We start from the raw sequence: 21,192 nt of genomic DNA on the forward strand, positions 1-21,192 counted from the left end.
TTTACAGAATTTTACAAGGTTGCCCCTGGTTGCACGAACCTTCTATTTACGCCTAGACGCAGAGTCGCCAAGCTCTACCGCAAACACTCGCAAAAAAGCGGGAAGTATGCGGCAACTAGGGGCAAAGAAGCGTCAAAAATCCAAATCTACTGGTCTGGAAGCAGAAACCCAGACCACGGGCGTAGTAGGTCTGGGTAGTTCATGCAGATTTTTATTCTTCTTCTAGATAAATGTCTATGTGATTATTTTCTAATTCATGAATTATTCTCAGGATTTTCCAATATTTATCCATAAATAAGATATCTTCGTCTTTTTTGGGTATTGCTGAAAGGCTTTGAAATTCTTGGATTTTGATCTTGCTTTTGTGATAATTTGCTTCCCAAAAAGTGACTGTTGGGGAGAGATTTGAAAGAAGTGTAATTACTTCTTTCAAGTCGTGATGGATTTTTGCTCTATATTCTTTATTCCATTTTTGGTCTTCTTTTGGAACAATGGATTCAAGAATTTCTATTGCCTTTTCGATGTTGCTCATAAAACCTCATTATGACCGCGCCGCTTGCTCGCAGAGTGAGAGCGTGAATAATGTCGCAGCCGCAAGTGCTGCGATTGTCCGAACATGGTTCCAAGTTGTCCAATTGGTCAGGTAGCTAGCCCATAAGTTTGCGCCTTCTGTGCTATCTGGTTTGACGTTCACTAGCGCATCGTTTAATGGCACATTGAATGCGATCGTCACCCCAATCGTCCCAATGAGATAGAGCAAGCTACCGATAAGTAAATAAACAGCGCCAGGTTGATGCCATTTCAACAGCGAGGAAACGGTTAGAAACAGGCAAGCCACCGCCGTTCCGAAGAGTGCCAACATAAACAAAGGATTGATGGCTGTGATATTGATCGATTGCATGGCGGTAATACCCTGTGCGGGTTGGAGACGAGCAAGACCAGCCATCACAAAAGTTGAGAAAGCAAAGAAAACGCCTGCTATCAGTCCACAACCGATTGCTGCGAATAGCTTTAATGCGAAAATTAAGGGGTGAGAGATTACCATAAAACCTGATTTGCGAATCTAAAGTAATTAAACAAAAATCTTAAAAAACTCCTGTGAAAATTCAATATTACAGAAATTATTCATAAACTTAAAAATATAAGAAATTTATAGTATATTTTATTGGCAAATATTAAACACTAAATATAAGGAGAGCGGGTGAGAATCCCAACTGTTCAAAAAACCTGTCTACTATTGAATCGCAGTCTCATAGCAAAAGTCTGCTTAGAGGATGTTTGAAAAGTCATGATTGATGTATCAAATATTTTTTACCCCACCCTAACCCTCCCCTTATAAAGGGGAGGGAACCGGATTTCTCCCCTTTATAAGGGGAGTAATAATGTAATTAAAATTACAGCCAATCACTTTTCAAACAACCTCTTAAGCAGACTGTTTGATTGATTTGACATAGACGCGCCTTCTTCGGCTTCAAGGTAGAGTATGACAAATAACCAATGACAATTCTGAAGCTGAAAGATTAATTGCTTCACCGATATTCATGAAAGCTCCACCAAATAATCAGGAAAAAGCAAGATTAGCAGCCCTTCGCCACTACCAAATACTAGATAGTGTTACCGAAGCAGCTTTTGATAATCTGGTTGAGTTAGCAGCCCTTATCTGTGGTACGCCGATCGCTTGCATCAATTTTATCGACGAAAATCGGCAATGGATACAAGCAAAAGTTGGTTGGGATGTCACTGAACTACCGCAAAATGTCGGGATGTGTCCTGTTTGCATTCAGCAAAAAGATATTTTTATTGTTCCTAATTGCTTGACAGATCAAGTTTGGGCAGAAAATCTAATTGCAGCAGAACCGTATTATGTAAGATTTTATGCTGGCGTACCACTACTAACACCGGAAGGATATGCGATCGCCACTCTGTGTGTGATGGATCGTCAACCCCGACAACTCAACTCCCAACAACTAACAGCTTTGCAAAAATTAGCTCAACAAGTGATGCTACTACTGCAAAGAGAATCATTAAACACACCATTAAAAAATTGTCAACGTGTAGAAGCAGCACTACAAGACAATGAACAACGCCTGAAGCTAGCATTACAAGCTGGTAAGCTTGGTTCTTGGCAATTGGATTTAAAAACTGGGGAATTATTTACATCTAATCAGTGTAAAGCCAACTTTGGCATACTTCCCGAAACAGATTTTTCCTACACAATGCTGTTAGACTGCATCCACCCAGAAGATCGCGACTATATACACGACTCTGTTAAGCAAGCTTTGGAACAGCAAATTGATTATGAAGCAGAGTATCGAACTATTTGGCCAGATCGTAGCATCCATTGGATGTTATCGCGGGGTCGTGGCATCTATGAAAGTGATGGTACACCAATGCGGATGATTGGTGTGACTTTGGATATTACCGAACGCAAGCAAGCAGAAGAAGCATTACGCCAAAGTGAAGAAAGATTACAGTTAGTAATTGATGCGACAAATGATGCGATTTGGGATTGGGATATTGTTAAGAATACATGCTTTTGGTCAAAGCGATTTTATGAGTTCTTAGGTTTACCACACACAGGTAAAGAAAACTTTTATGAATCTCTTTATCAATTAGTATATCCTGAAGACCAAGAACAATTTGCTGAGTTACTCTACCAACATCTCGAACTCAATCAGGCTTATCAAATGGAATTGCGATTGCGTCGGGTGAATGGTAGATATAATTGGTTTTTAATCAGAGGTAAAGTTATTCGAGATGATCATGGCCGAGCGCTGCGAATGGTAGGAGTATTGAGTGATATCTCGGAACGCAAGCGCACAGAAGAAGAATTAAAACAGCAAAATCAGCGATCGCAACTCTTAGCTGAAATTGCTCTGAAAATTCGCCAACATTTACAAACAGAAGAAATTCTCCGAACCACGGTTACAGAAATCCAAAAACTTTTGCAGGCTGATCGAGTTATTATTTTTCGACTATGGAATGATGGTTCTGGAACAGTGGTGCAAGAAGCAGTCGTCACTGGTTGTAGCTCGATTTTAGGACGAAAGCTTTTTGAGAGGTGTTTTCAACAAAATTATCAAGAAGCATATCGCCAAGGCAGAATTAATATTATCTGCGATGTCCAATCAAAAAGCGTCCATCCTTGTCATCAAGAATTTCTGGAAAATATTGCTGTTAAAGCCCATATACTTATACCAATTATTGTCAGAGATACACTTTGGGGCTTACTAATTGCTCAACAATGTATGCGTCCGAGAAAGTGGAGTAATTGGGAAATTGAGTTATTACAACACCTAGCAAATCAGATTGGCATAGCTTTAGCCAAAGCGCAATTATTGGAACAAGAAATACTCCAACGTGAAGAATTAGCTCGTTCCAACGCTGAATTAGAACAATTTGCTTATGTTGCTTCCCATGACTTGCAGGAACCATTACGGATGATCACAAGTTACTTACAATTACTAGAGAAAAAGTATAAAAGTAAACTTGACAATAAAGCCGATGAATTTATTTCCTACACCGTAGATGGTGCGAAACGGATGCAAATCTTGATTAATGATTTGTTGAGTTTTTCCCGTGTAAGTAGCCGTGGACAGCCATTTGGAGTAGTTGATTGTCATAGTGCTTTGCAACAGGCGATCGCTAATCTAAAAGTCGCAATTACTGAAACTCACACAGTCATCACCTACGACGAACCTCTACCCCAACTCATCGCCGACGCTACCCAACTGGTGCAAGTATTCCAGAATTTAATTAGTAATGCCATTAAATTTCGTAGCGAACAACCCCCACAAATTCATATTGGCGTAATGAAGAGAGACGGAGATGGAGGACAAGGAGGACAGGTAAGTAATTCTCCCTTGTCCCCCCACTCTCCCCACTCTCCCACAGAAAATCAATGGCTCTTCTGGGTGCGCGATAATGGAATTGGGATAGAACCTCAGTATGGCGATCGCATTTTTATCATTTTTCAGCGTTTGCACACTCGCGACAAATATCCCGGTACTGGTATTGGTTTAGCAATTTGTAAAAAAATTGTCGAACGTCACGGTGGACAAATCTGGGTTGAGTCAAAACTTGGCCAAGGAACCACCTTTTACTTCACAATTCCAGATAGGATAGGTACGGGATCGTGAGTATTTTTATAGATGTTATGCCTATTGAGATTTTGTTAATAGAAGACAATCCCGGTGATGTAGAGTTGACCAAAATTGCCTTAGAGGACAGCAAAATCTCTGTTAACTTAAATGTAGTTGAAGATGGTGTAGAGGCGATCGCCTTTCTACGTCGAGAAGGTAAATATACTCAAGTTCCCCATCCAGATATTGTTTTCTTAGATTTGAATCTGCCAAAAAAAGATGGTAGAGAAGTATTAGCAGAAATCAAAGCAGATGAAAAACTCAAGCGAATTCCCGTAGTTGTGCTAACAACTTCTCAAGCAGAAGAAGATATTCTAAAGGTGTATAATCTATCCGCCAACTGCTACATTACCAAGCCTGTTGACTTCGAGCAATTTGTCAAAATTGTACAATCTATTGAAAATTTCTGGTTTACCATTGTCAAGCTTCCGTCGGAATAGCGGGGAACGGGATTAGAAATAACTAACAAATGACTAACGACAAACAACAAATGACTAATTACTAATGATCAAAATTTTGTTGGTAGAAGATAATCCCGGTGATGTTCGTTTGTTGCAAGAATTTTTGTGGGATGTCACTACTACACAGTTTCAATTAACACCTGTTGAGCGATTAGACCAGACACTGAAGTTGCTCAATCAAGAGAGTTTTGATGTTATTTTATTAGATCTTTCTTTGCCAGATAGTCAAGGTTTAGAAACTTTTGTGACTTTACATCATCAAGCACCAGCGATTCCGATTATTGTGCTGACTGGTTTGGATGATGAAAATTTGGCTCTGCGAGCTATGCAGCAAGGAGCGCAGGATTATTTAGTCAAGGGACAGGTGAGTGGTGATTTGTTGGTGCGCTGTATGCGCTATGCTATTGAGAGACAAAGAATTGAAGAAGCATTGCGCCAAAGTGAGGAAAGATTTCGAGTCGCGCTCAAAAATTCTCCGATTGTTGTTTTCAACCAAGATAAAGAATTACGTTATACCTGGGTTTACAATACTTCTCCAGGTTTTATTAATGAAAAAATTTTAGGTAAACAAGATTTAGATCTGATTGCTGTTGCAGATGGGCAAATACTTTTTGATATTAAACAACGTGTTTTGTCAACAGGAATAGGAATCCGAAAAGAAGTATCAATAAATACTGCTCAAGGAATTAGATATTTTGATTTGACTATAGAACCGTTGCGAAATGAAGCACAAGAAGTGGTGGGGGTGACTTGTGCGAGTATTGACATTAGCGATCGCAAACTTGCTGAAGAAAAAATTCGTGAACAAGCTGCATTGTTAGATGTAACTACAGATGCAATTTTTGTGCGAGATTTAGATAATCACATTATTCTCTGGAACAAAGGTGCGGAAAATCTCTACGGTTGGCTAGCCCATGAAGCCTACGGAAAAACTGTAGTAGAACTTTTATACGACGATGAACCCCCAGAGGAAGTAGAAACAGCATTTTTGGCAGTTATTAAACAAGGTAAATGGCAAGGGGAGTTAACTAGAATTACCAAAAATGGTAAGAAACTTTTAGTTTCTAGCCGTTGGAGTTTAGTTTCTCAAGAAGACGGTAAACCAAAATCTATTCTCACCGTTGATACCGACATTACTGAAAAAAAACAGCTAGAAACTCAATTATTTCGCGCCCAACGTCTAGAAAGTATTGGTACTTTAGCAAGCGGTATTGCCCACGATCTCAACAATATTCTCACGCCAATTCTAGCTGTATCTCAACTCTTGCCGTTGAAATTTCCCGATATTTATTCTGAACATAAACATCTGCTAGAAATACTCGAAGATAGTGCTAGACGTGGTGCAGAATTAGTCAAGCAAGTTTTGTCCTTTGCACGGGGTGTGGAAGGTAAACGCATGACTTTGCAAGTCAAGCACTTAATTCGAGAAGTTGTCAAGATTGTTAAACAAACTTTTCCCAAATCAATTGAAGTGTGTATGGATGTCGCATCTGATTTGTGGACAGTTTATGCAGATAGCACACAACTGCATCAAGTACTGATGAATCTTTGTGTCAACGCCCGTGATGCGATGCTAGATGGCGGGAGTTTGACTATTTCAGCAGAAAATTTATTTATTGATGAAAACTATGCTCGCATGAACTTGGAAGCCAAAGTCGGCCCCTACATAATTATTACTGTGGCAGATACTGGTGTGGGTATTTCCAAGGAAATTATCGAGAGAATTTTTGAACCATTTTTCACTACCAAAGAATTAGGCAAAGGCACAGGTTTGGGACTTTCCACAGTTATTGGTATTGTCAAAAGCCACGGTGGTTTTGTCAATGTCCATAGTGAAATTGGGCTTGGTACTCAATTTAAAGTTTACCTGCCAGCAGCACAGGGAGTAGAAATAGAGTCAACACCACAGTTAGAACCACTAGCAGGTAAAGGAGAATTGATTTTAGTAGTCGATGATGAACCTGCTATTCAAGAAATTACTAGAGCATCGCTAGAAACTCATAATTACAAAGCTCTTGTTGCTATTGATGGTATTGAAGCGATCGCACTATATGCCCAAAATCGAGACAAAATTAGTGCTGTTCTCATGGATATAATGCTACCGTCTCTCGATGGCATCACAGCTATTCGGACTTTACAAAAAATCAATCCCACAGTCAAAATTGTGGCTACAAGCGGATTAGCCTCTAGCAGTAAATTAGCAGAAGCCTCAACTATTAATATCAGTGGTTTTCTAGCAAAGCCCTACACCGTCAAGGAATTATTATTGACTTTACAGAAGGCTCTTAATAGTTAGTTGGAAGGGATCGCGAAGACAAGACAGACACAATCCCCATTCTCCATTCCCCAATCCCTATTTTTTTAAGTATTAATACTGTTGAAGTTAGTAACATTAAAAACTTTTAATGGAATATATTTAAATACCTTGCAAATATCTTTTGCAGGTAAATATTACAAATTTAGCCAATCAAACGTCAGGAGATAGTTCAATATGCTATCTTCACCTGATTTGTTTGCTAAAGGCTATTGCAATTATCTATGCACGCCTTAACTCCAGTTATCTCTTTACCATCGATAGATTCTGTAATTGATTTTTCTCCTCTAACTGTTACACCAGACACATCATTATTTGATGTTGTAACGCTAATGAATCAACAGCAAACTAATTGTGTCTTGGTGACAGATGAAATGCGGCTACTGGGATGCTTTACAAATCAAGATGTAATTAGGTTAGTCTGTTGTGATTTTGACTTTAAAACAGTCCAAATTTCACAAGTAATGGTTACTTCGGTGATCACCATTGAATATAGTCAAGCCAAAAATATTGCTTATTTATTGTTGTTTTTTCGACAAAATAATTTATCTTTACTACCAATAGTTGAACAGCAAAATCGGCTAGTTGGATTAATTACTTCAAAAACAATTTCTCAGTCATTACAGATTGTCTGTTATTCTCTAAATCAATTAACAGACACGACAGAACAACTGCGACAATCTCAACAAATAGCAGATAGCAAACAAACTTGGATAGAAACAAATAAAGTACCACTGCATGATTCTGAAGGTAATGTATTTAGTATTTTGGGAACTTTTGAAGATATTAGCGATCGCCTTGAAACTCAAGCAGCTTTACAAAAAAGTGAAGAACGCTTTCGCTTCTTAGCAGAATCTATTCCCCAACAAGTATGGATTGCTCGATCAGATGGAAGTGTAGAGTATATTAACCAACGCATACAAAATTATTTGGGTTGTAACCAAGAAGGAATATTGGATTGGAAGTGGCAAAATTGGGTACATCCAGAAGATTTATCTAAATTTTTTGATGCTTGGCAAAAATCTATTTTTACAGGTGAATCTTTAGAATTAGAATTTCGCTGGCGGAGGGTAAGCGATCAAACATATCGTTGGCATTTATCACGTGCTGTACCTCAGCGAGATCAGAACGGAAAAATATTAAATTGGTTCGCCACCAACACAGATATTCATGACCTCAAACTGGCAGAATCGGAATTGCGGCAAACTCAAAAAAGACTACAAGCAATTTTAGATAATTCTCCAGCGATTATTTCTGTATTAGATACTCAAAACAGATATTTACTTATTAATAGTGAGTATGAAAAGGTATTTCAACTCACTCAAGAGCAGGTTCAAGACAGAAGCATATACGAAATTTTTCCTCGCGATATTGCTGATAATTTTGCAGTCAATAATCACAATGTTTTCATTAATGGAACAGCAATAGAAGTTGAAGAAATTATTCCTCAAGATAATGGGTTACATACTTATCTATCGATCAAGTTTACGTTAAAAGATGACAGTGATATCCCTTATGCCATTTGTAGTATTTCCACAGATATTACTGAACGCAAGCGAACAGAACAGAGTTTACGCTTACGCGATCGCGCGATCGCTGCTAGCAGTAATGGTATCGTGATTTCTGATGCTAGACTGCCAAACTTGCCAATGATCTATGCTAATCCTGCTTTTGAGCAAATCACTGGCTATTATCCAGAAGATGTCATCGGCCGCAACTGTAGTTTTTTACAAGGAATTGACACCAATCAACCAGAAATACAAGAAATTAGAAACGCCATTAAACAAGCAAAAAATTGCACCGTAATCTTACGTAATTATCGTCGGGATGGTACTTTATTTTGGAATGAGCTAAATATTTCTCCGGTGTTGGATGCTGATGGTAAATGTACTCACTACGTCGGCATTCAAAATGATATTACTGAGCGCAAGCAAGCAGAAATGGCGTTGTTAATGTCACAACAACGGCTACAACATTTACTGTCTGCTACTCCAGCCGTGATTTATACCTGTAAATCTGATGGTGATTATGAAATTACCTTCATGAGTGACAACGTTACTGCCATGCTTGACTATGAAGCGTGGGAATTTTTAGAACATTCTAGCTTTTGGAGCGATCGCATCCACCTTGAAGATAAACCCTATGTTTTTACGGAAATGGCCAACCTCTTGAACCAGGGAGAATGCATTCGTGAGTACCGTTTTTTACACAAAGATGGCACTTATCGCTGGGTATACGATCAAGCCAAACTCGTGCGGGATAATACTGGTAGTTCAGTAGAAATTGTTGGTTCTTGGGTAGATATTACCAAAAGCAAGCAGTTGGAACAGGAATTGAGAACAGCTTTGCAGAAAGAAAAAGAACTCAACGAACTCAAATCCCGCTTTATAAGCATAACTTCCCATGAATTCCGTACACCGTTGACTATCATCCTTTCTTCTTCAGAATTACTCGAATATTATCATCACAAATGGACAGAAGAAAAACGGCTCTCCCATATACGCCGCATTCAAACCAGTGTTAAACATATGACTGACATGTTAAATGATGTGTTGGTAATTGGTAAAGCAGAAGCGGGAAGACTAGATTTTAAACCAATATCACTAGATTTGGTTGAGTACTGCCGTGATTTAATCCAAGAATTGCAACAGGATGGTGACACGGAAGATGAAACGGAAAATGCGATCGCCTTTCACTGTGAATATGAATCCATGCACTGTCGTGTGGATAAAAATTTGCTAGGACACATTCTCAGAAACTTACTCACGAATGCGATCAAATATTCTGTCAACGATGGCATCATCAAATTTACTCTTACTGAGCAAAAAAATCAAGTTGTATTTGAAATAAAAGACCAAGGAATTGGTATTCCAGAAGAAGATTTACCCCTTTTGTTTGACTCTTTTCATCGTGCTGCAAATGTTGGCAATATCCCAGGTACTGGCTTGGGACTATCAATTGTAAAAAAATGTATAGATTTACATCAGGGTAAAATTTTTGTAGATAGTAAAGTGGGAGTAGGAACAACTTTTACTATTATTTTACCATTAGATAATTATTAGTTTTTTCCCACAAATCACAAATAACAACTAATCATCAACAAATATAATCATGACAAAAATTTTAGTGATTGAAGATGAATACTCTGTCCGAGAAAATATTATCGAATTGCTAGAAGCAGAAGATTTTGAAACTATTGGTGCTGCGAATGGTCAAGTAGGAATAAAGTTAGCTTTGACTGAGGTTCCTGATCTAATTTTGTGTGATTTGATGATGCCAGAAATTGATGGTTATGGTGTACTAATCAATTTACGCCAAGAACCTCTAACAGCAACAACTCCATTTATTTTTCTCACGGCAAAATCAACTAAAACTGACTTTCGTCAAGGTATGGAATTGGGTGCAGATGACTATCTGACAAAACCATTTACTCGTGCTGAATTATTGAGTGCAATTGATGGGCGTTTACAAAAACAAGCTACCTTAAAACAATATTTTTCTGCTAGCTCACAACTTCAGGCTTTTAATTCTGAAATGTTGGCTGTCAAAAATATTTTACAAGGAGCCATTGAGGAAGAAAAATTTCGGCAATTTTATGTTGAATATCAACCACAAATAGATATTAATTCTGGAAAAATCATTGGCGCAGAAGCTTTACTGAGATGGCAAAGTCCAGAATTGGGAATAGTTGCGACTTCTGAATTGATTCCCTTAGCAGAGTCTACAGGTTTAATTATTCCGATTGGTGAATGGGTTTTACAAAGTGTTTGCCAACAAAATAAAGCTTGGCAGAATGCAGGTTATTCTCCATTGTGTATTGCTGTTAATTTTTCAGCCCGTCAATTTGCTCAACCAGACTTGAATAAGAAAATTGTGAAATTTTTAGCATCTAGTAATTTGGAGCCACATTGCCTAGAATTAGAACTTACTGAAAGTTTGATTATGCAGGATATCAATACTGCGATCGCTACAATGAATGAATTACGTTCCTTGGGTATAAAAATTGCAATTGATGATTTTGGTACAGGCTACTCTTCTTTAATGTATTTAAAAAAATTACCTATCAATAAGTTGAAAATTGACCGTTACTTTATTCACAATATTGTGAATGACCCACAAAAAGCAGCTATTACAACAGCATTGATTCAAATGGGTCACAATCTGAATCTTCAGGTAATTGCAGAAGGTGTAGAAACTGAATCAGAACTGGAATTTTTACAAAAATATAACTGTGATGCTATGCAAGGTTTTTTGTTTAGCCGTCCTGTAGCAGCAGGTGAATTTCAAAAGTTTTTATCTACCTCTTCATGAGCTTAAATTGTGAGCAAAAAAAGAGTGTAACGTCAGGTTTTTAATGAGATTTGTTTAGTTTTGGATTAGAGCCACAATAAATTACTCAACAGTCTCCTGATAAATCAATGTCTTTGGAAACAATCATGGAAAATACTTCAGATATTGACACCCTAGTGCAAAAAGCACGCTTTGCTCACTACGAAAAAATTCAAGCCCAATGTGGAACTCTTCATCTTTTGGATATTGCTAGACCCATAGGTTTAGATGATCTTTATGTAGAAGTCGATATTTTTGAGGAAATCACCAGTAAAAGATGGCTGGAAATGACTGAATTACAACGGCTAGATTCCAATAATTTTGACCGTTTTAATTTAGGTAATTTTAATCAACAAAGAATTCCTGCTTTAGAAGCAGTTACCAACTACTCTAAATTGATGGTGCTTGGTAAAACAGGATCAGGTAAAACCAGCTTTCTACAATCAATAGCAGTTAATTGCAATCAAGGTAAGTTTAAATCAAATTATCTACCTATTTTTATTAGTTTAAAAAAAATAGCTGAAAATAATTGTGACAGGGAGCAACTTATTTTATCAAAATATATTTGTCAAGAATTTAATGACTACGGCATTTCGGAATCTGATATGATGTCAATATTTTCTCAGGGAAAAGCATTAATTTTACTAGATGCTTTAGATGAATTAACAGATGCAGAAAGTGAAAAAGTTATTAGAGAAATCTGCAATTTTTCTGAAAAGTTTTATAAAAATACAATAGTTATTACTTGTCGCCTTGTTGGTCAGCAATATCAATTTAAGGGTTTTACTGAAGTTGAAATTGCTGATTTTAGTAAATCACAAATCGCAAACTTTGCAGATAAATGGTTTGTAGCTATGCTGAAAAATTCTCTTTGGGAGGGAAAAGCTAAGGCTTCTGAATTTATGCAAAAATTAGAACTACCAGAAAATCAGCAAATTTTAGAGTTAGCAACAACGCCAATTTTACTAAACCTTACTTGCTTGGTATTTCAGTTTTTAGGCGATTTTCCAACCTTACGCTCAGAACTTTATAAGCAAGCATTAGAATTGTTGTTAGTGCGTTGGGACGAAGCCAGAGGAATTAAAAGAGATGAAGTTTATCGCAATTTATCGTTACTACATAAAATTAAGTTACTTTGTCGTGTAGCAGCAACTACCTTTACTCAAGGAGATTACTTTTTTCCAAAAACTAAAATCCAATTATTGATCGCCGACTATCTACGCCATCTTCCTAATGCACCCACAGATTTAGAAGTGTTGGAACTTAATAGTACTACTACATTGCAAGCTATTGAAGCACAACACGGTTTATTCATCGAACAAGGACGGAGTATTTATTCTTTTTCGCATTTAACATTTCAAGAATATTTAACTGCAAGAGAAATAGTTGCTGTTGAAAATTCCCAAAATCTGCAACAATTTGTCACCAATATTGGAGAAAAACGTTGGCGAGAAGTTTTTTTACTAGCTGCGGAAATGATGCAGCCTGCGGATGATTTCTTATTATTAATAAAACAACAAATAGATAATTTTGTGATTTCAAATCATAAATTGCAAAAATTTATGATTTGGTTAGGTGAAAAAACTTCTAATATGAAGTTATCTTATTATCCGGCTAGTGTGCGCGCTTTTTATTTTACCCTGGCTCTGCCTCCAGATTATTCTCTTGCTTATAATCAGAGTTTGGCTTTATCTCTAGATAGTAGATTAGCAGGGAAATTAGCGATTGATTTAGCTTTAGATATGGCATTAATACATGCGTTGACTGTTAGCTTAAGGATGACTAGTTACATTTTCTGTCAACGCTTATCTGCGATCGCACTTGCTCTTGACTTACAGTACTTACTACAAGATTATCCTACGCTACAACAGTCATTGCAAAATCTATACGAAGAACTTCCATCACCTCAAGAAAGTAGAATAAGTTTGAAAGGATGGTGGCAAGAAAATGGGGAAACATGGACTAGTAAACTAAGAAATTTAATTATTTGCGATCGCCAAATAGCTCATGATTGGCAGTTTGATGAAAATGACTTACAACAATTACAGGAATATTGGAACGCTAACAAGATTTTACTAGATTGTCTAAATAATGCTGGCAATGTTACTTCCGCAACAATAAAATCCATAGAAAAAAATTTATTATTAGTTAATTATCATTAATCTGTCATAAATAAAATCATGTTTCCTTTCGGGAAAATCACTTAGTCATAGTGAAATCTATAACTACAGTCACAAACATAACAATAATTCTATTCTCAGGTAGTAGCCTATTTTTTGGTTGTGGTTATACTAGAAGATTGATATACCAGTCAAGTAACTAAGTTCATATCCAGAAAATACATAATCACTTACATAATCCTGTGAGGAAGCAGCGATGAAAGCGGAACTGATTGAATTGGTGTCCAGAGTTATAAAGGTCTTGCAAATCAATATGCGTTGGATGACTTGGAATTTATTTCTGGCGTTTATACCTTTAGCTTTGAGTGTTTGGCTGTTTCGCATCAAACGTGGACGTTCTTGGGTTTGGTGGTTAGGATTTTTGGTCTTCTACGCTTTTTTACCAAATGCACCCTATTTGTTAACTGATATTATTCACCTCATCGACGATATCCGCACTATTCAATCTGTGTGGATTATTACTTTGGTGCTAATTCCTGTGTATTTCCTAGTCATCATGGCTGGTTTTGAAGCCTATGTTATCTCTTTAATTAATGTGGGATACTATCTGCACCGTATTGGCAAAAGTCAATGGATTGTCTGGATGGAAATGATCACTCATGCTTTATGTGCTGTTGGTATTTATTGGGGTCGATTCTTGCGTTTTAACAGTTGGGATTTTATCACTCAACCGGATGCTTTGTTAACTAGAGGTATAGAAGAAACTTTGGGTAAACAGCCTTTAGTGATAATTGCTGTTACTTTTGCTATACTTGTGGGATTACATTGGCTAATGAAACGAGTAACTTTAGGTTTTGTGAGCCGAAACAGCAAAAGTATAGGTATTCAGTCAACAAGTATTAATTCTAATAGTCATAATGCTGGTTAACTTACACGATTTTCAATAGACCCTACGGATAAATATCGCGATTTAGAATTTCATATGTAGATGGTGATTTAAAACAATAAATAATAACTAACATAACCCATTCATTTTTGTACCTACCTTTTTCCTCTGTCTTAAGAGAGGGATTAAGGTAGGTATTTTTTCATCAAAAGAAAGATGTAGTTATTACATAAATTAATTGAAATGAATATAGGGAACTCATACCATTTGGATTGTAGATTTTGGATAGAAAATTGTTTTCTGCATTCAGATTGCATGAATCCATGTGTCGCAATCATTTTTGAAATTGGTATCAGTTCTAATTGAGAGATAGGAATTAAAAATATGAACTCATTATCCATTCAAGAACTAAAAAGCTTAGTAGAAAGTACACAAGCTCCTTGTGTTTCTCTATACATACCAATGCAAAAGGCTGGTGCAGAAATTCGACAAAACCCAATTCGCTTCAAAAATTTGATTCGTGAAGCAGAAGAACGTCTAGATAAAATGGAAATGCGTCACACTGATGCAGTAGATTTTCTCCAGCCAGCTAAAGAATTAGATACAAATGAGTTTTGGCAACAACAAGATCATTGCTTGGCAATTTTCGTCTCACCAAATATTTTTCGCTATTATCAACTACCGATAGAGTTTGAGGAATTAGTAGTTGTTAGCAATCAATTCCACCTCAAACCTCTATTACACCTAATTAATAATGATGGGCGCTTTTTCGTCTTGGCTTTAAGTCAAGACAATATTAGGTTCTTTGAGGGAACACATTACACTATTAATGAGCTAGAAGTAGAAAATCTGCCCAAAAATCTGGAAGAAGCTTTAAATTATGATGAAACTGCCAAAACAGGTCAGTTCAGAATAGGAACATCTAAGGGTTCAACGAGCAATCCTTCTTCACAACCTGGTCAATTTCATGGTCAAGGAAGTCGCGATCGCGACCAGCATCAGAAAGATATCCTCCAGTTCTTTTATCTTATCAATGAAGCATTACACGAAAGACTAAGGGATGCAAAAGCACCTTTAGTTTTAGCAGGAGTTGAATATCTCTTTCCAATTTACAAAGAAGCTAATACTTACCACAATCTTGTTGTAGAAGAAGGTATTGCTGCTAATGTAGATATTGTCAAGCCAGAAGAACTACATGAACAGGCTTGGACAATTGTGGAACCTACATATGTTCAAACACCCCAAGCCATTACAGAACTCTACCAACAAATTACTGGTGAAGGAACTGGTAGAACTTCTAGCGATCTCAAAGAAATTATCCTTGCTGCATATTACAAAAGAGTAGACTATTTATTAGTACCTGTAGCTCAACAAGTATGGGGTGACTTCGATCCTGAAACAATGGCTGTAGATTTGCACTCAGAAGCACAACCAGATGATCAAGACATGTTGGATTTTGCTGCTGTTCACACGTTGCTAAATGGTGGGGCGGTTTACACTGTTGATCCAGAAGAATTACCAAATGGTATACCAGCAGCAGCTATTTTCCGATATTAAAGACAGGAAAAGGGGATGAGCGAAAATAGCTTTCCAGTTAAGAGCGAACGGATAGTCACCCTTTTCCCAGCAGCTATTTTGCCCAAAGTTATGTAGAGACCGTAAATTTACGGTCTCTACACAATGTTTTTGGTCTTATCCGAACCGTATTGCGACTAGTGCGTCTATGTGGTGAAAAAATAATTATTGAAACACCAAGACACTAAGACACCAAGAAATTTTCAGTTTCGAGATTTACACATTGAAAGGGCTGGTCTTAACTTGATAAATTAACTATATGAAAGAATATCTAGAAGCAACCGAAATTATTGACTGGCAACATTCTACAGTTTTGGAATTAGCGAAAACCTTTGCATCAAAACATCAAACACCAGAGGCGATCGCTAAAGCTTGTTTCGAGTGGGTACGGGATGAAATTTATCATAGTTGTGACTATCAAATGAATCCTGTAACTTGTAAAGCTTCAGACGTACTCAAATACAAAACAGGTTATTGCTATGCAAAGAGTCATTTGCTAGCTGCGTTACTCAGAGCAAATGGTATTCCAGTAGGGTTGTGCTATCAGAGACTAAGCATCCATGATAATGGCGAACCCTATAGCTTGCATGGTTTCAATGCAATATATCTACCGAAAATAGGTTGGTATCGTGTTGATGCTAGAGGAAATCGCCCAGATATTAATGCTCAATTTATTCCTCCACAAGAACAGTTAGCTTATAAAAATAAACTTTCAGGTGAAGTAGAATTTGAAAATATTTTCTCTGAACCTCTTTCAGTAGTTGTGGAAGCACTACAGACTTGCAGCACATGGAATGAAATGCTCAATCATCTTCCTGATGTTTCCTTAGCAGCTTTAGACAAATATAGTTTGATTTTGAAAGTAAATCTTAAGTAGGGTGCGTGATAGCGAAGCCATAACTTACTTCTGAACTACCCCCCGGATTTATCCGGGGGGTCCCAACTCACGTAGTAAGTTTCGTTTACCCTTGTGTGAAGCCCACCCTAAACTTGTGGGCTGTTCATAAACCCGCTTCAGTGTATTCACATCTCTTACAGAAATAGGCGCAGGGTTACTAACTTGTGAAAAGTATAATGCATCACTTTGTACCTGGCTATGTCCCCATATACCCAAAGCATGTCCTAGTTCATGGCGAGCAGCAGCTATAAGATATATACCTGTTTGACTCGGACTGAGCAGAATCGTAAAATTATGGTATAAAATAGCTTGGTTTTTATATAACTTGTAAGTAGTTTGGGCGGAACGCGCACGGGGAATCTTGCTATTGGGTAATTTTTGGAGTGGTGGGTTTTTCCTGATAATCGTAATATCGGCTAATTTCTGGTTTTCGATTATTTGTAAAGGTAAATAAGTATTCCACTCTTGTACAGCCTGCAAGACATTCTGAACCCATGCTTGGGCTTGTTTAGCATCTATTGCTTGAGGTGTTTCTATGTAAACCTTAACGGGAAACTGTGACCAAATTAAATAACCGACTTGTGTTGGTGCAACTTGAGAAAAGTAGTCACCACTATTTGTCTGATCTTGCCACTGCGCCAGTGTGGGCGGTAGGGGATGGAGTTGTGGGAGAGGTAGGGAGGTGGGGGTGCTTGGAGTGTGAGAAGTGGGGAAAATGGCAAAGGACTGCACGTTAGTTAAGATCACGAGCAGTCCTGTACTAATAAACAATCCTGTAAATATCAGTAAACGCTGCAAAATAAAACTTTTTGAGATGTTGGAGATTGGGGATTGGGGAAGGTAGGGGTCCCCTCTGGGGATAAGGGGAAGGTAGGGTTCCCTCTGGGGATAAGGAGAAGGTAGGGTTCCCTCTGGGGATAAGGAGAAGGTAGGGGTAATGGGGATTAGGGATTGGGGATAAATCAGTTATTAGTTATCAGTTTTATTTGATAACTGATAACTAATAACTGATTAGTTGTCCCTCTATTCCTCTTGTCTCCCTTGTATTCTTCGTCACTCCTCACACTTCCCATCCTTATTTAGGGAGCCAACCGGCGCTCAAAACCACAGATAATCCAAGAAAAATGACTGTCAATGCCCATGTTACTTGGTTTAATGTTTTTTCTGCACTTTTAGTGCTGCTAAATAATTGGGCTTGTCCGCCAATGGCTCCAATACCATCACCTTTGGGGCTATGTAACAATACTAGGACAGTCAAAGCAACAGCAGAAAAAACCCAGATACCTTGTATAACGTTAGAAAGGGTCATAGTAGCAATTTGTTTGTGAATTATGAATTATGAAGTAGTTCATAATTCACCATTATCAACTTTTTACTGCCCCACTTGCACAGGTTTACGAGAAAGTTCTACATCGTACTCTGTGGGTTGGACAAGCGATCGCCCAGTCATTTCTGCTGGTTGAGGCAGCTGTAAAATTTGCAAAATTGTGGGAGCGATGTCGGCTAGTTTACCATCGTTACGCAAGCTCACATTGCCGCCATGACCGGGAATTTTCGCCTGTTCTCCTTCCAATAGAATCAGAGGAACTGGATTGGTAGTATGAGCTGTCCAGGGGTTGCCATTTTCATCTATCATGTGTTCGGCGTTGCCGTGATCAGCAGTAATCATTGCTGTACCTCCAGCTTTGCTTATGCTTGTCAATAGTCGAGCCAAACAGTTATCTACAGCTTCAATTGCTTCTACTGTAGCTGGGATCTGACCAGTGTGTCCCACCATGTCTGGGTTAGCATAATTAATTACAATTAACGAGTAAATACCTTTTTCAATAGCTGCTACTGCCACATCTGTAACTGCTGCGGCTGACATCTTCGGTGCTTTGTCGTAGGTGGCAACCATTGGGCTATTAACCAGTTCCCTGTCTTCTCCTGGAAAGGGGTCTTCTAATCCACCATTGAAAAAGTAGGTAACGTGGGCATATTTTTCAGTTTCGGCGGTGCGAAACTGTTTGAGATCATGCTGAGAAATAACTTCTCCAAGAATATTACTCAAATTTTGCGGTTCAAAGGCAACCTTTACTGACAATTCTGGGTCGTACTGTGTAAAGGTGGCAAAGGACAGTGGTGTAATCAGCTTTCTTTCAAAACTGTTAAATTCTGGACTAACGAAAGCTTGGGTGAGTTGTCTAGCACGATCTGGACGGAAGTTGAAAAATATGACCCCATCTCCTGGTTCTATGGCTCCAGGGGCTATTCTCACTGGGACTATAAACTCGTCTGTTACACCCTCTGCATAGGATGCTTGCAGAACTTCCAGCGCAGAGTGTCCATTCCCAGAACTATTTTGTGTGACCACATCGTAGGCGCGTTGAACCCGATCCCAACGGCGATCGCGATCCATGGCATAATAGCGACCACTGAGAGTGACTATGCGTCCTACTCCAATTCGGTCGATGTAGTCTTGAATCAGCGCGATTGAGCTGACACCGTCTGTGGGGGTGGTATCACGGCCATCTGTAATCGCATGTATGCAAATCTCTGATATTTCCTGACTTTTTGCTAAATCAAGTAGTCCAAACAGATGACTAATGTGTGAATGTACGCCACCTTCAGAACAAAGCCCGATCATGTGCAATTTACCATTGCGACTGCGGACTTCTTGACAAATGCTGACAAGTGCTGAGTTTTTGAGGATGGAACCGTCTTCTACCGCATCAGAAATGCGTACCAACTCTTGGGGTACAACCCTACCAGCGCCAATGTTCAAATGACCAACTTCAGAATTGCCCATTTGACCTTCTGGCAAGCCTACCGCTTTTCCTGATGTGCGGATAAGGGTATGGGGATATGCTACCCATAAGCTGTCCATTACCGGAGTTTTAGCGACAGCAATAGCATTTCCTTTTGTCTGGTCGCAGTAGCCCCATCCGTCTAAAATGACTAGCACCACGGGAGCAATAGGTGCTTTGGTCATAATAAAATTGCCCTTTACTTTTTGTAATACCCGAATGATACCACTGCTAACTACAGTCGCAAGTAGATTTGTGCTTATTAACTTCTTTTATAAGAGTTTGTCTATTTTTTAGACATTTCTTAAATTTTAGTAATTTTTTCTTATTTTTGTGGTATACACATACTAACTCTTGAGCATTAAAACAAGATTTAGATTTAAAATGTACCGCGCTAATCCCCACTGATTTCAACCAAACTCTCACCTGTATTTAAAAGCTCTAAAGCTTTGAGCAAAGTTGCACTTAAAATTTCTCGCAGTTTTGCATTTGATGTGTTGCCACATGTCAACCAAATGATTTTTGGCGGTGATCCAAGACGCTCAACAAGATCAACGAAATCACTGTCTTTGGTCATAAAAATGATTTCTTGAACCTTTGCTGCTTCACCCGGATTTCTCACAAAGATTTAAACGACTAGCCCAAAACGCTTATGAAACTTAGAATTGAGATAAAATACCTCTTTCACATACTGTTATGATTGGTGCAGCGTCTAAAATGCTCAAAATCTAAACTCGATAAAGATTTGGGTAATAGCGATCGCACCGCTTGTGAGAAATCCGGGTTCAAAGATTTCAGAATCTTCAGCGTCTCGTAGCCCAATATCTCGCAACGACAATGCTTCTATCCCGAAGGTGTCACTAATCCACGTAGCAATTGCTGGTGAAAGATGGGCATCAATCCAAATTGTCATGCTACTAGTATTGGATGATTTAATTTCCGCGAAGCGTATGCAAGTGCTGCCCTTAGATCATCCATCTCAAGATCAGGCATCTCTTCCAGAATCTGTTCAGCATCTAAACCCGCAGAAAACAGATCCAGTACATCCGAGACTCGTATTCGCATACCTCTAATGCAAGGACGACCACCGCATTGCTTCGGATTAACTGTAATTCTTTCAAGTAAGTTTGACATTTCAGCTGATCTCGTCAAATCTGTGACTCATATGTAAACCAATTCGAGTAAACCCTCAAATGACCAGCAAAACTGGTTAAATGCGCTTTACTGGTCATCAAATCGAACTATCTAAATAAATCTTTGATAAAATCGCTTGCTCCATGAACAGTGTTCTTAAACTCCTGCATCCTGACATATTCAGTAAACTGCTCGCGAAGCTGATCATTTTGCTTCGTTTGCGACTCTAAATCCCTCTTTAAGATTGAGTTTTCTTGATCTCTTGTCTCTACCTGTCTCTTTAGATTCGAGTTTTCTTGATATTTTGTCTCTACCTGTTGCTGAAGTTTTTCAACTTGCTGCTTAAGTTCTTCGACTTTACGAGCGTTATCAAATCCCCAGTTGAACATAAAATGTCTCCTTCAAAGCCATTGAATGTGTTACAAACCGTAGCATTCAAATATATTCTAGACCAAATTCTTGTCGAGTCTCGCCTTTGCCAACGCCGCCCAGCGTAGTTTTTCACTCTCCCCCAGGGAAAAGTGATTAAGAGGTAACAGGAAGAGGA

The 21,192-nt window shown here is 38.3% G+C and carries 18 protein-coding genes; 9 read left to right on the top strand and 9 right to left on the bottom strand.

Annotated elements, in window-relative coordinates; translation table 11 throughout:
- Positions 1-211: 211 nt before the first annotated feature.
- Complete coding sequence (locus tag AC5JMK_RS01440) at positions 212-532, bottom strand: hypothetical protein (protein ID WP_096676164.1); 321 nt, start codon at positions 530-532, stop codon at positions 212-214.
- 9 nt (positions 533-541) lie between these two features.
- Positions 542-1,045 carry an anthrone oxygenase family protein gene (locus AC5JMK_RS01445; protein WP_096676165.1) on the bottom strand — a complete coding sequence of 168 codons (504 nt, stop codon included), beginning with the start codon at positions 1,043-1,045 and terminating at the stop codon, positions 542-544.
- 496 nt (positions 1,046-1,541) lie between these two features.
- Here AC5JMK_RS01445 and AC5JMK_RS01450 point away from each other — a divergent pair, with 496 nt between their 5' ends.
- The 9 genes from AC5JMK_RS01450 to AC5JMK_RS01490 all read left to right on the top strand — a co-directional run bounded on the left by AC5JMK_RS01450 (position 1,542) and on the right by AC5JMK_RS01490 (position 16,704).
- The gene (locus tag AC5JMK_RS01450; protein WP_096676166.1) at positions 1,542-4,139 is read left to right on the top strand and encodes a GAF domain-containing protein; all 2,598 of its coding nucleotides are present in this window, start codon (positions 1,542-1,544) and stop codon (positions 4,137-4,139) included.
- A gap of 17 nt (positions 4,140-4,156) precedes the next feature.
- A complete protein-coding gene (locus AC5JMK_RS01455) occupies positions 4,157-4,582 on the top strand; it encodes a response regulator (RefSeq protein ID WP_096678989.1) in 426 nt (141 codons plus the stop codon).
- A 64-nt stretch (positions 4,583-4,646) separates the two neighbouring features.
- Positions 4,647-6,899, top strand: a complete 2,253-nt coding sequence (locus AC5JMK_RS01460) for a PAS domain-containing hybrid sensor histidine kinase/response regulator (protein ID WP_495909214.1) — start codon at positions 4,647-4,649, stop codon at positions 6,897-6,899.
- Positions 6,900-7,141: 242 nt separating this feature from the next.
- Entirely contained in the window at positions 7,142-9,979 is a 2,838-nt protein-coding gene (locus AC5JMK_RS01465) for a PAS domain S-box protein (RefSeq protein WP_495909215.1), read from the top strand.
- A 49-nt stretch (positions 9,980-10,028) separates the two neighbouring features.
- Complete coding sequence (locus AC5JMK_RS01470; protein WP_096676169.1) at positions 10,029-11,228, top strand: EAL domain-containing response regulator; 1,200 nt, start codon at positions 10,029-10,031, stop codon at positions 11,226-11,228.
- A 107-nt stretch (positions 11,229-11,335) separates the two neighbouring features.
- The gene (locus AC5JMK_RS01475) at positions 11,336-13,408 is read left to right on the top strand and encodes an NACHT domain-containing protein (protein WP_495909216.1); all 2,073 of its coding nucleotides are present in this window, start codon (positions 11,336-11,338) and stop codon (positions 13,406-13,408) included.
- 214 nt (positions 13,409-13,622) lie between these two features.
- On the top strand, positions 13,623-14,294 hold the full coding sequence (locus tag AC5JMK_RS01480) for a DUF1361 domain-containing protein (protein WP_096676170.1): 672 nt from the start codon (positions 13,623-13,625) through the stop codon (positions 14,292-14,294).
- 342 nt (positions 14,295-14,636) lie between these two features.
- Complete coding sequence (locus AC5JMK_RS01485; protein WP_096676171.1) at positions 14,637-15,809, top strand: baeRF7 domain-containing protein; 1,173 nt, start codon at positions 14,637-14,639, stop codon at positions 15,807-15,809.
- A 277-nt stretch (positions 15,810-16,086) separates the two neighbouring features.
- Positions 16,087-16,704, top strand: coding sequence for a transglutaminase-like domain-containing protein (locus AC5JMK_RS01490; RefSeq protein ID WP_096676172.1), 618 nt, complete (start codon positions 16,087-16,089; stop codon positions 16,702-16,704).
- A 48-nt stretch (positions 16,705-16,752) separates the two neighbouring features.
- Here AC5JMK_RS01490 and AC5JMK_RS01495 read toward each other — a convergent pair whose 3' ends face one another.
- The 7 genes from AC5JMK_RS01495 to AC5JMK_RS01525 all read right to left on the bottom strand — a co-directional run bounded on the left by AC5JMK_RS01495 (position 16,753) and on the right by AC5JMK_RS01525 (position 21,034).
- Entirely contained in the window at positions 16,753-17,586 is an 834-nt protein-coding gene (locus AC5JMK_RS01495) for a peptidase (protein ID WP_495909220.1), read from the bottom strand.
- Between the two features lie 214 nt (positions 17,587-17,800).
- Positions 17,801-18,034: a preprotein translocase subunit SecG gene (gene secG, locus AC5JMK_RS01500; protein WP_096676174.1), complete on the bottom strand. Its 234-nt coding sequence runs from the start codon at positions 18,032-18,034 to the stop codon at positions 17,801-17,803.
- Between the two features lie 63 nt (positions 18,035-18,097).
- Entirely contained in the window at positions 18,098-19,696 is a 1,599-nt protein-coding gene (gpmI, locus tag AC5JMK_RS01505) for a 2,3-bisphosphoglycerate-independent phosphoglycerate mutase (RefSeq protein ID WP_096676175.1), read from the bottom strand.
- 209 nt (positions 19,697-19,905) lie between these two features.
- Positions 19,906-20,133: a DUF5615 family PIN-like protein gene (locus AC5JMK_RS01510; protein WP_495909217.1), complete on the bottom strand. Its 228-nt coding sequence runs from the start codon at positions 20,131-20,133 to the stop codon at positions 19,906-19,908.
- A gap of 99 nt (positions 20,134-20,232) precedes the next feature.
- Positions 20,233-20,424 carry a DUF5615 family PIN-like protein gene (locus tag AC5JMK_RS01515; protein WP_495909218.1) on the bottom strand — a complete coding sequence of 64 codons (192 nt, stop codon included), beginning with the start codon at positions 20,422-20,424 and terminating at the stop codon, positions 20,233-20,235.
- Positions 20,421-20,645, bottom strand: a complete 225-nt coding sequence (locus AC5JMK_RS01520; RefSeq protein ID WP_096676177.1) for a DUF433 domain-containing protein — start codon at positions 20,643-20,645, stop codon at positions 20,421-20,423. The genes AC5JMK_RS01515 and AC5JMK_RS01520 overlap by 4 nt, the downstream gene beginning before the upstream one ends.
- 107 nt (positions 20,646-20,752) lie before the next feature.
- Positions 20,753-21,034: a hypothetical protein gene (locus AC5JMK_RS01525; RefSeq protein ID WP_495909219.1), complete on the bottom strand. Its 282-nt coding sequence runs from the start codon at positions 21,032-21,034 to the stop codon at positions 20,753-20,755.
- Positions 21,035-21,192: the final 158 nt, after the last annotated feature.

The sequence above is a fragment of the Pelatocladus sp. genome, assembly GCF_059505505.1.

What these genes read in the sequence shown, in the direction of transcription:
- AC5JMK_RS01440 (WP_096676164.1), bottom strand. Translation starts at nt 532, where the DNA reads ATGAGCAACATCGAAAAGGCAATAGAAATTCTTGAATCCATTGTTCCA.
- AC5JMK_RS01445 (WP_096676165.1), bottom strand. Translation starts at nt 1,045, where the DNA reads ATGGTAATCTCTCACCCCTTAATTTTCGCATTAAAGCTATTCGCAGCA.
- AC5JMK_RS01450 (WP_096676166.1), top strand. Translation starts at nt 1,542, where the DNA reads ATGAAAGCTCCACCAAATAATCAGGAAAAAGCAAGATTAGCAGCCCTT.
- AC5JMK_RS01455 (WP_096678989.1), top strand. Translation starts at nt 4,157, where the DNA reads ATGCCTATTGAGATTTTGTTAATAGAAGACAATCCCGGTGATGTAGAG.
- AC5JMK_RS01460 (WP_495909214.1), top strand. Translation starts at nt 4,647, where the DNA reads ATGATCAAAATTTTGTTGGTAGAAGATAATCCCGGTGATGTTCGTTTG.
- AC5JMK_RS01465 (WP_495909215.1), top strand. Translation starts at nt 7,142, where the DNA reads ATGCACGCCTTAACTCCAGTTATCTCTTTACCATCGATAGATTCTGTA.
- AC5JMK_RS01470 (WP_096676169.1), top strand. Translation starts at nt 10,029, where the DNA reads ATGACAAAAATTTTAGTGATTGAAGATGAATACTCTGTCCGAGAAAAT.
- AC5JMK_RS01475 (WP_495909216.1), top strand. Translation starts at nt 11,336, where the DNA reads ATGTCTTTGGAAACAATCATGGAAAATACTTCAGATATTGACACCCTA.
- AC5JMK_RS01480 (WP_096676170.1), top strand. Translation starts at nt 13,623, where the DNA reads ATGAAAGCGGAACTGATTGAATTGGTGTCCAGAGTTATAAAGGTCTTG.
- AC5JMK_RS01485 (WP_096676171.1), top strand. Translation starts at nt 14,637, where the DNA reads ATGAACTCATTATCCATTCAAGAACTAAAAAGCTTAGTAGAAAGTACA.
- AC5JMK_RS01490 (WP_096676172.1), top strand. Translation starts at nt 16,087, where the DNA reads ATGAAAGAATATCTAGAAGCAACCGAAATTATTGACTGGCAACATTCT.
- secG (WP_096676174.1), bottom strand. Translation starts at nt 18,034, where the DNA reads ATGACCCTTTCTAACGTTATACAAGGTATCTGGGTTTTTTCTGCTGTT.
- gpmI (WP_096676175.1), bottom strand. Translation starts at nt 19,696, where the DNA reads ATGACCAAAGCACCTATTGCTCCCGTGGTGCTAGTCATTTTAGACGGA.
- AC5JMK_RS01515 (WP_495909218.1), bottom strand. Translation starts at nt 20,424, where the DNA reads ATGACAATTTGGATTGATGCCCATCTTTCACCAGCAATTGCTACGTGG.
- AC5JMK_RS01520 (WP_096676177.1), bottom strand. Translation starts at nt 20,645, where the DNA reads ATGTCAAACTTACTTGAAAGAATTACAGTTAATCCGAAGCAATGCGGT.
- AC5JMK_RS01525 (WP_495909219.1), bottom strand. Translation starts at nt 21,034, where the DNA reads ATGTTCAACTGGGGATTTGATAACGCTCGTAAAGTCGAAGAACTTAAG.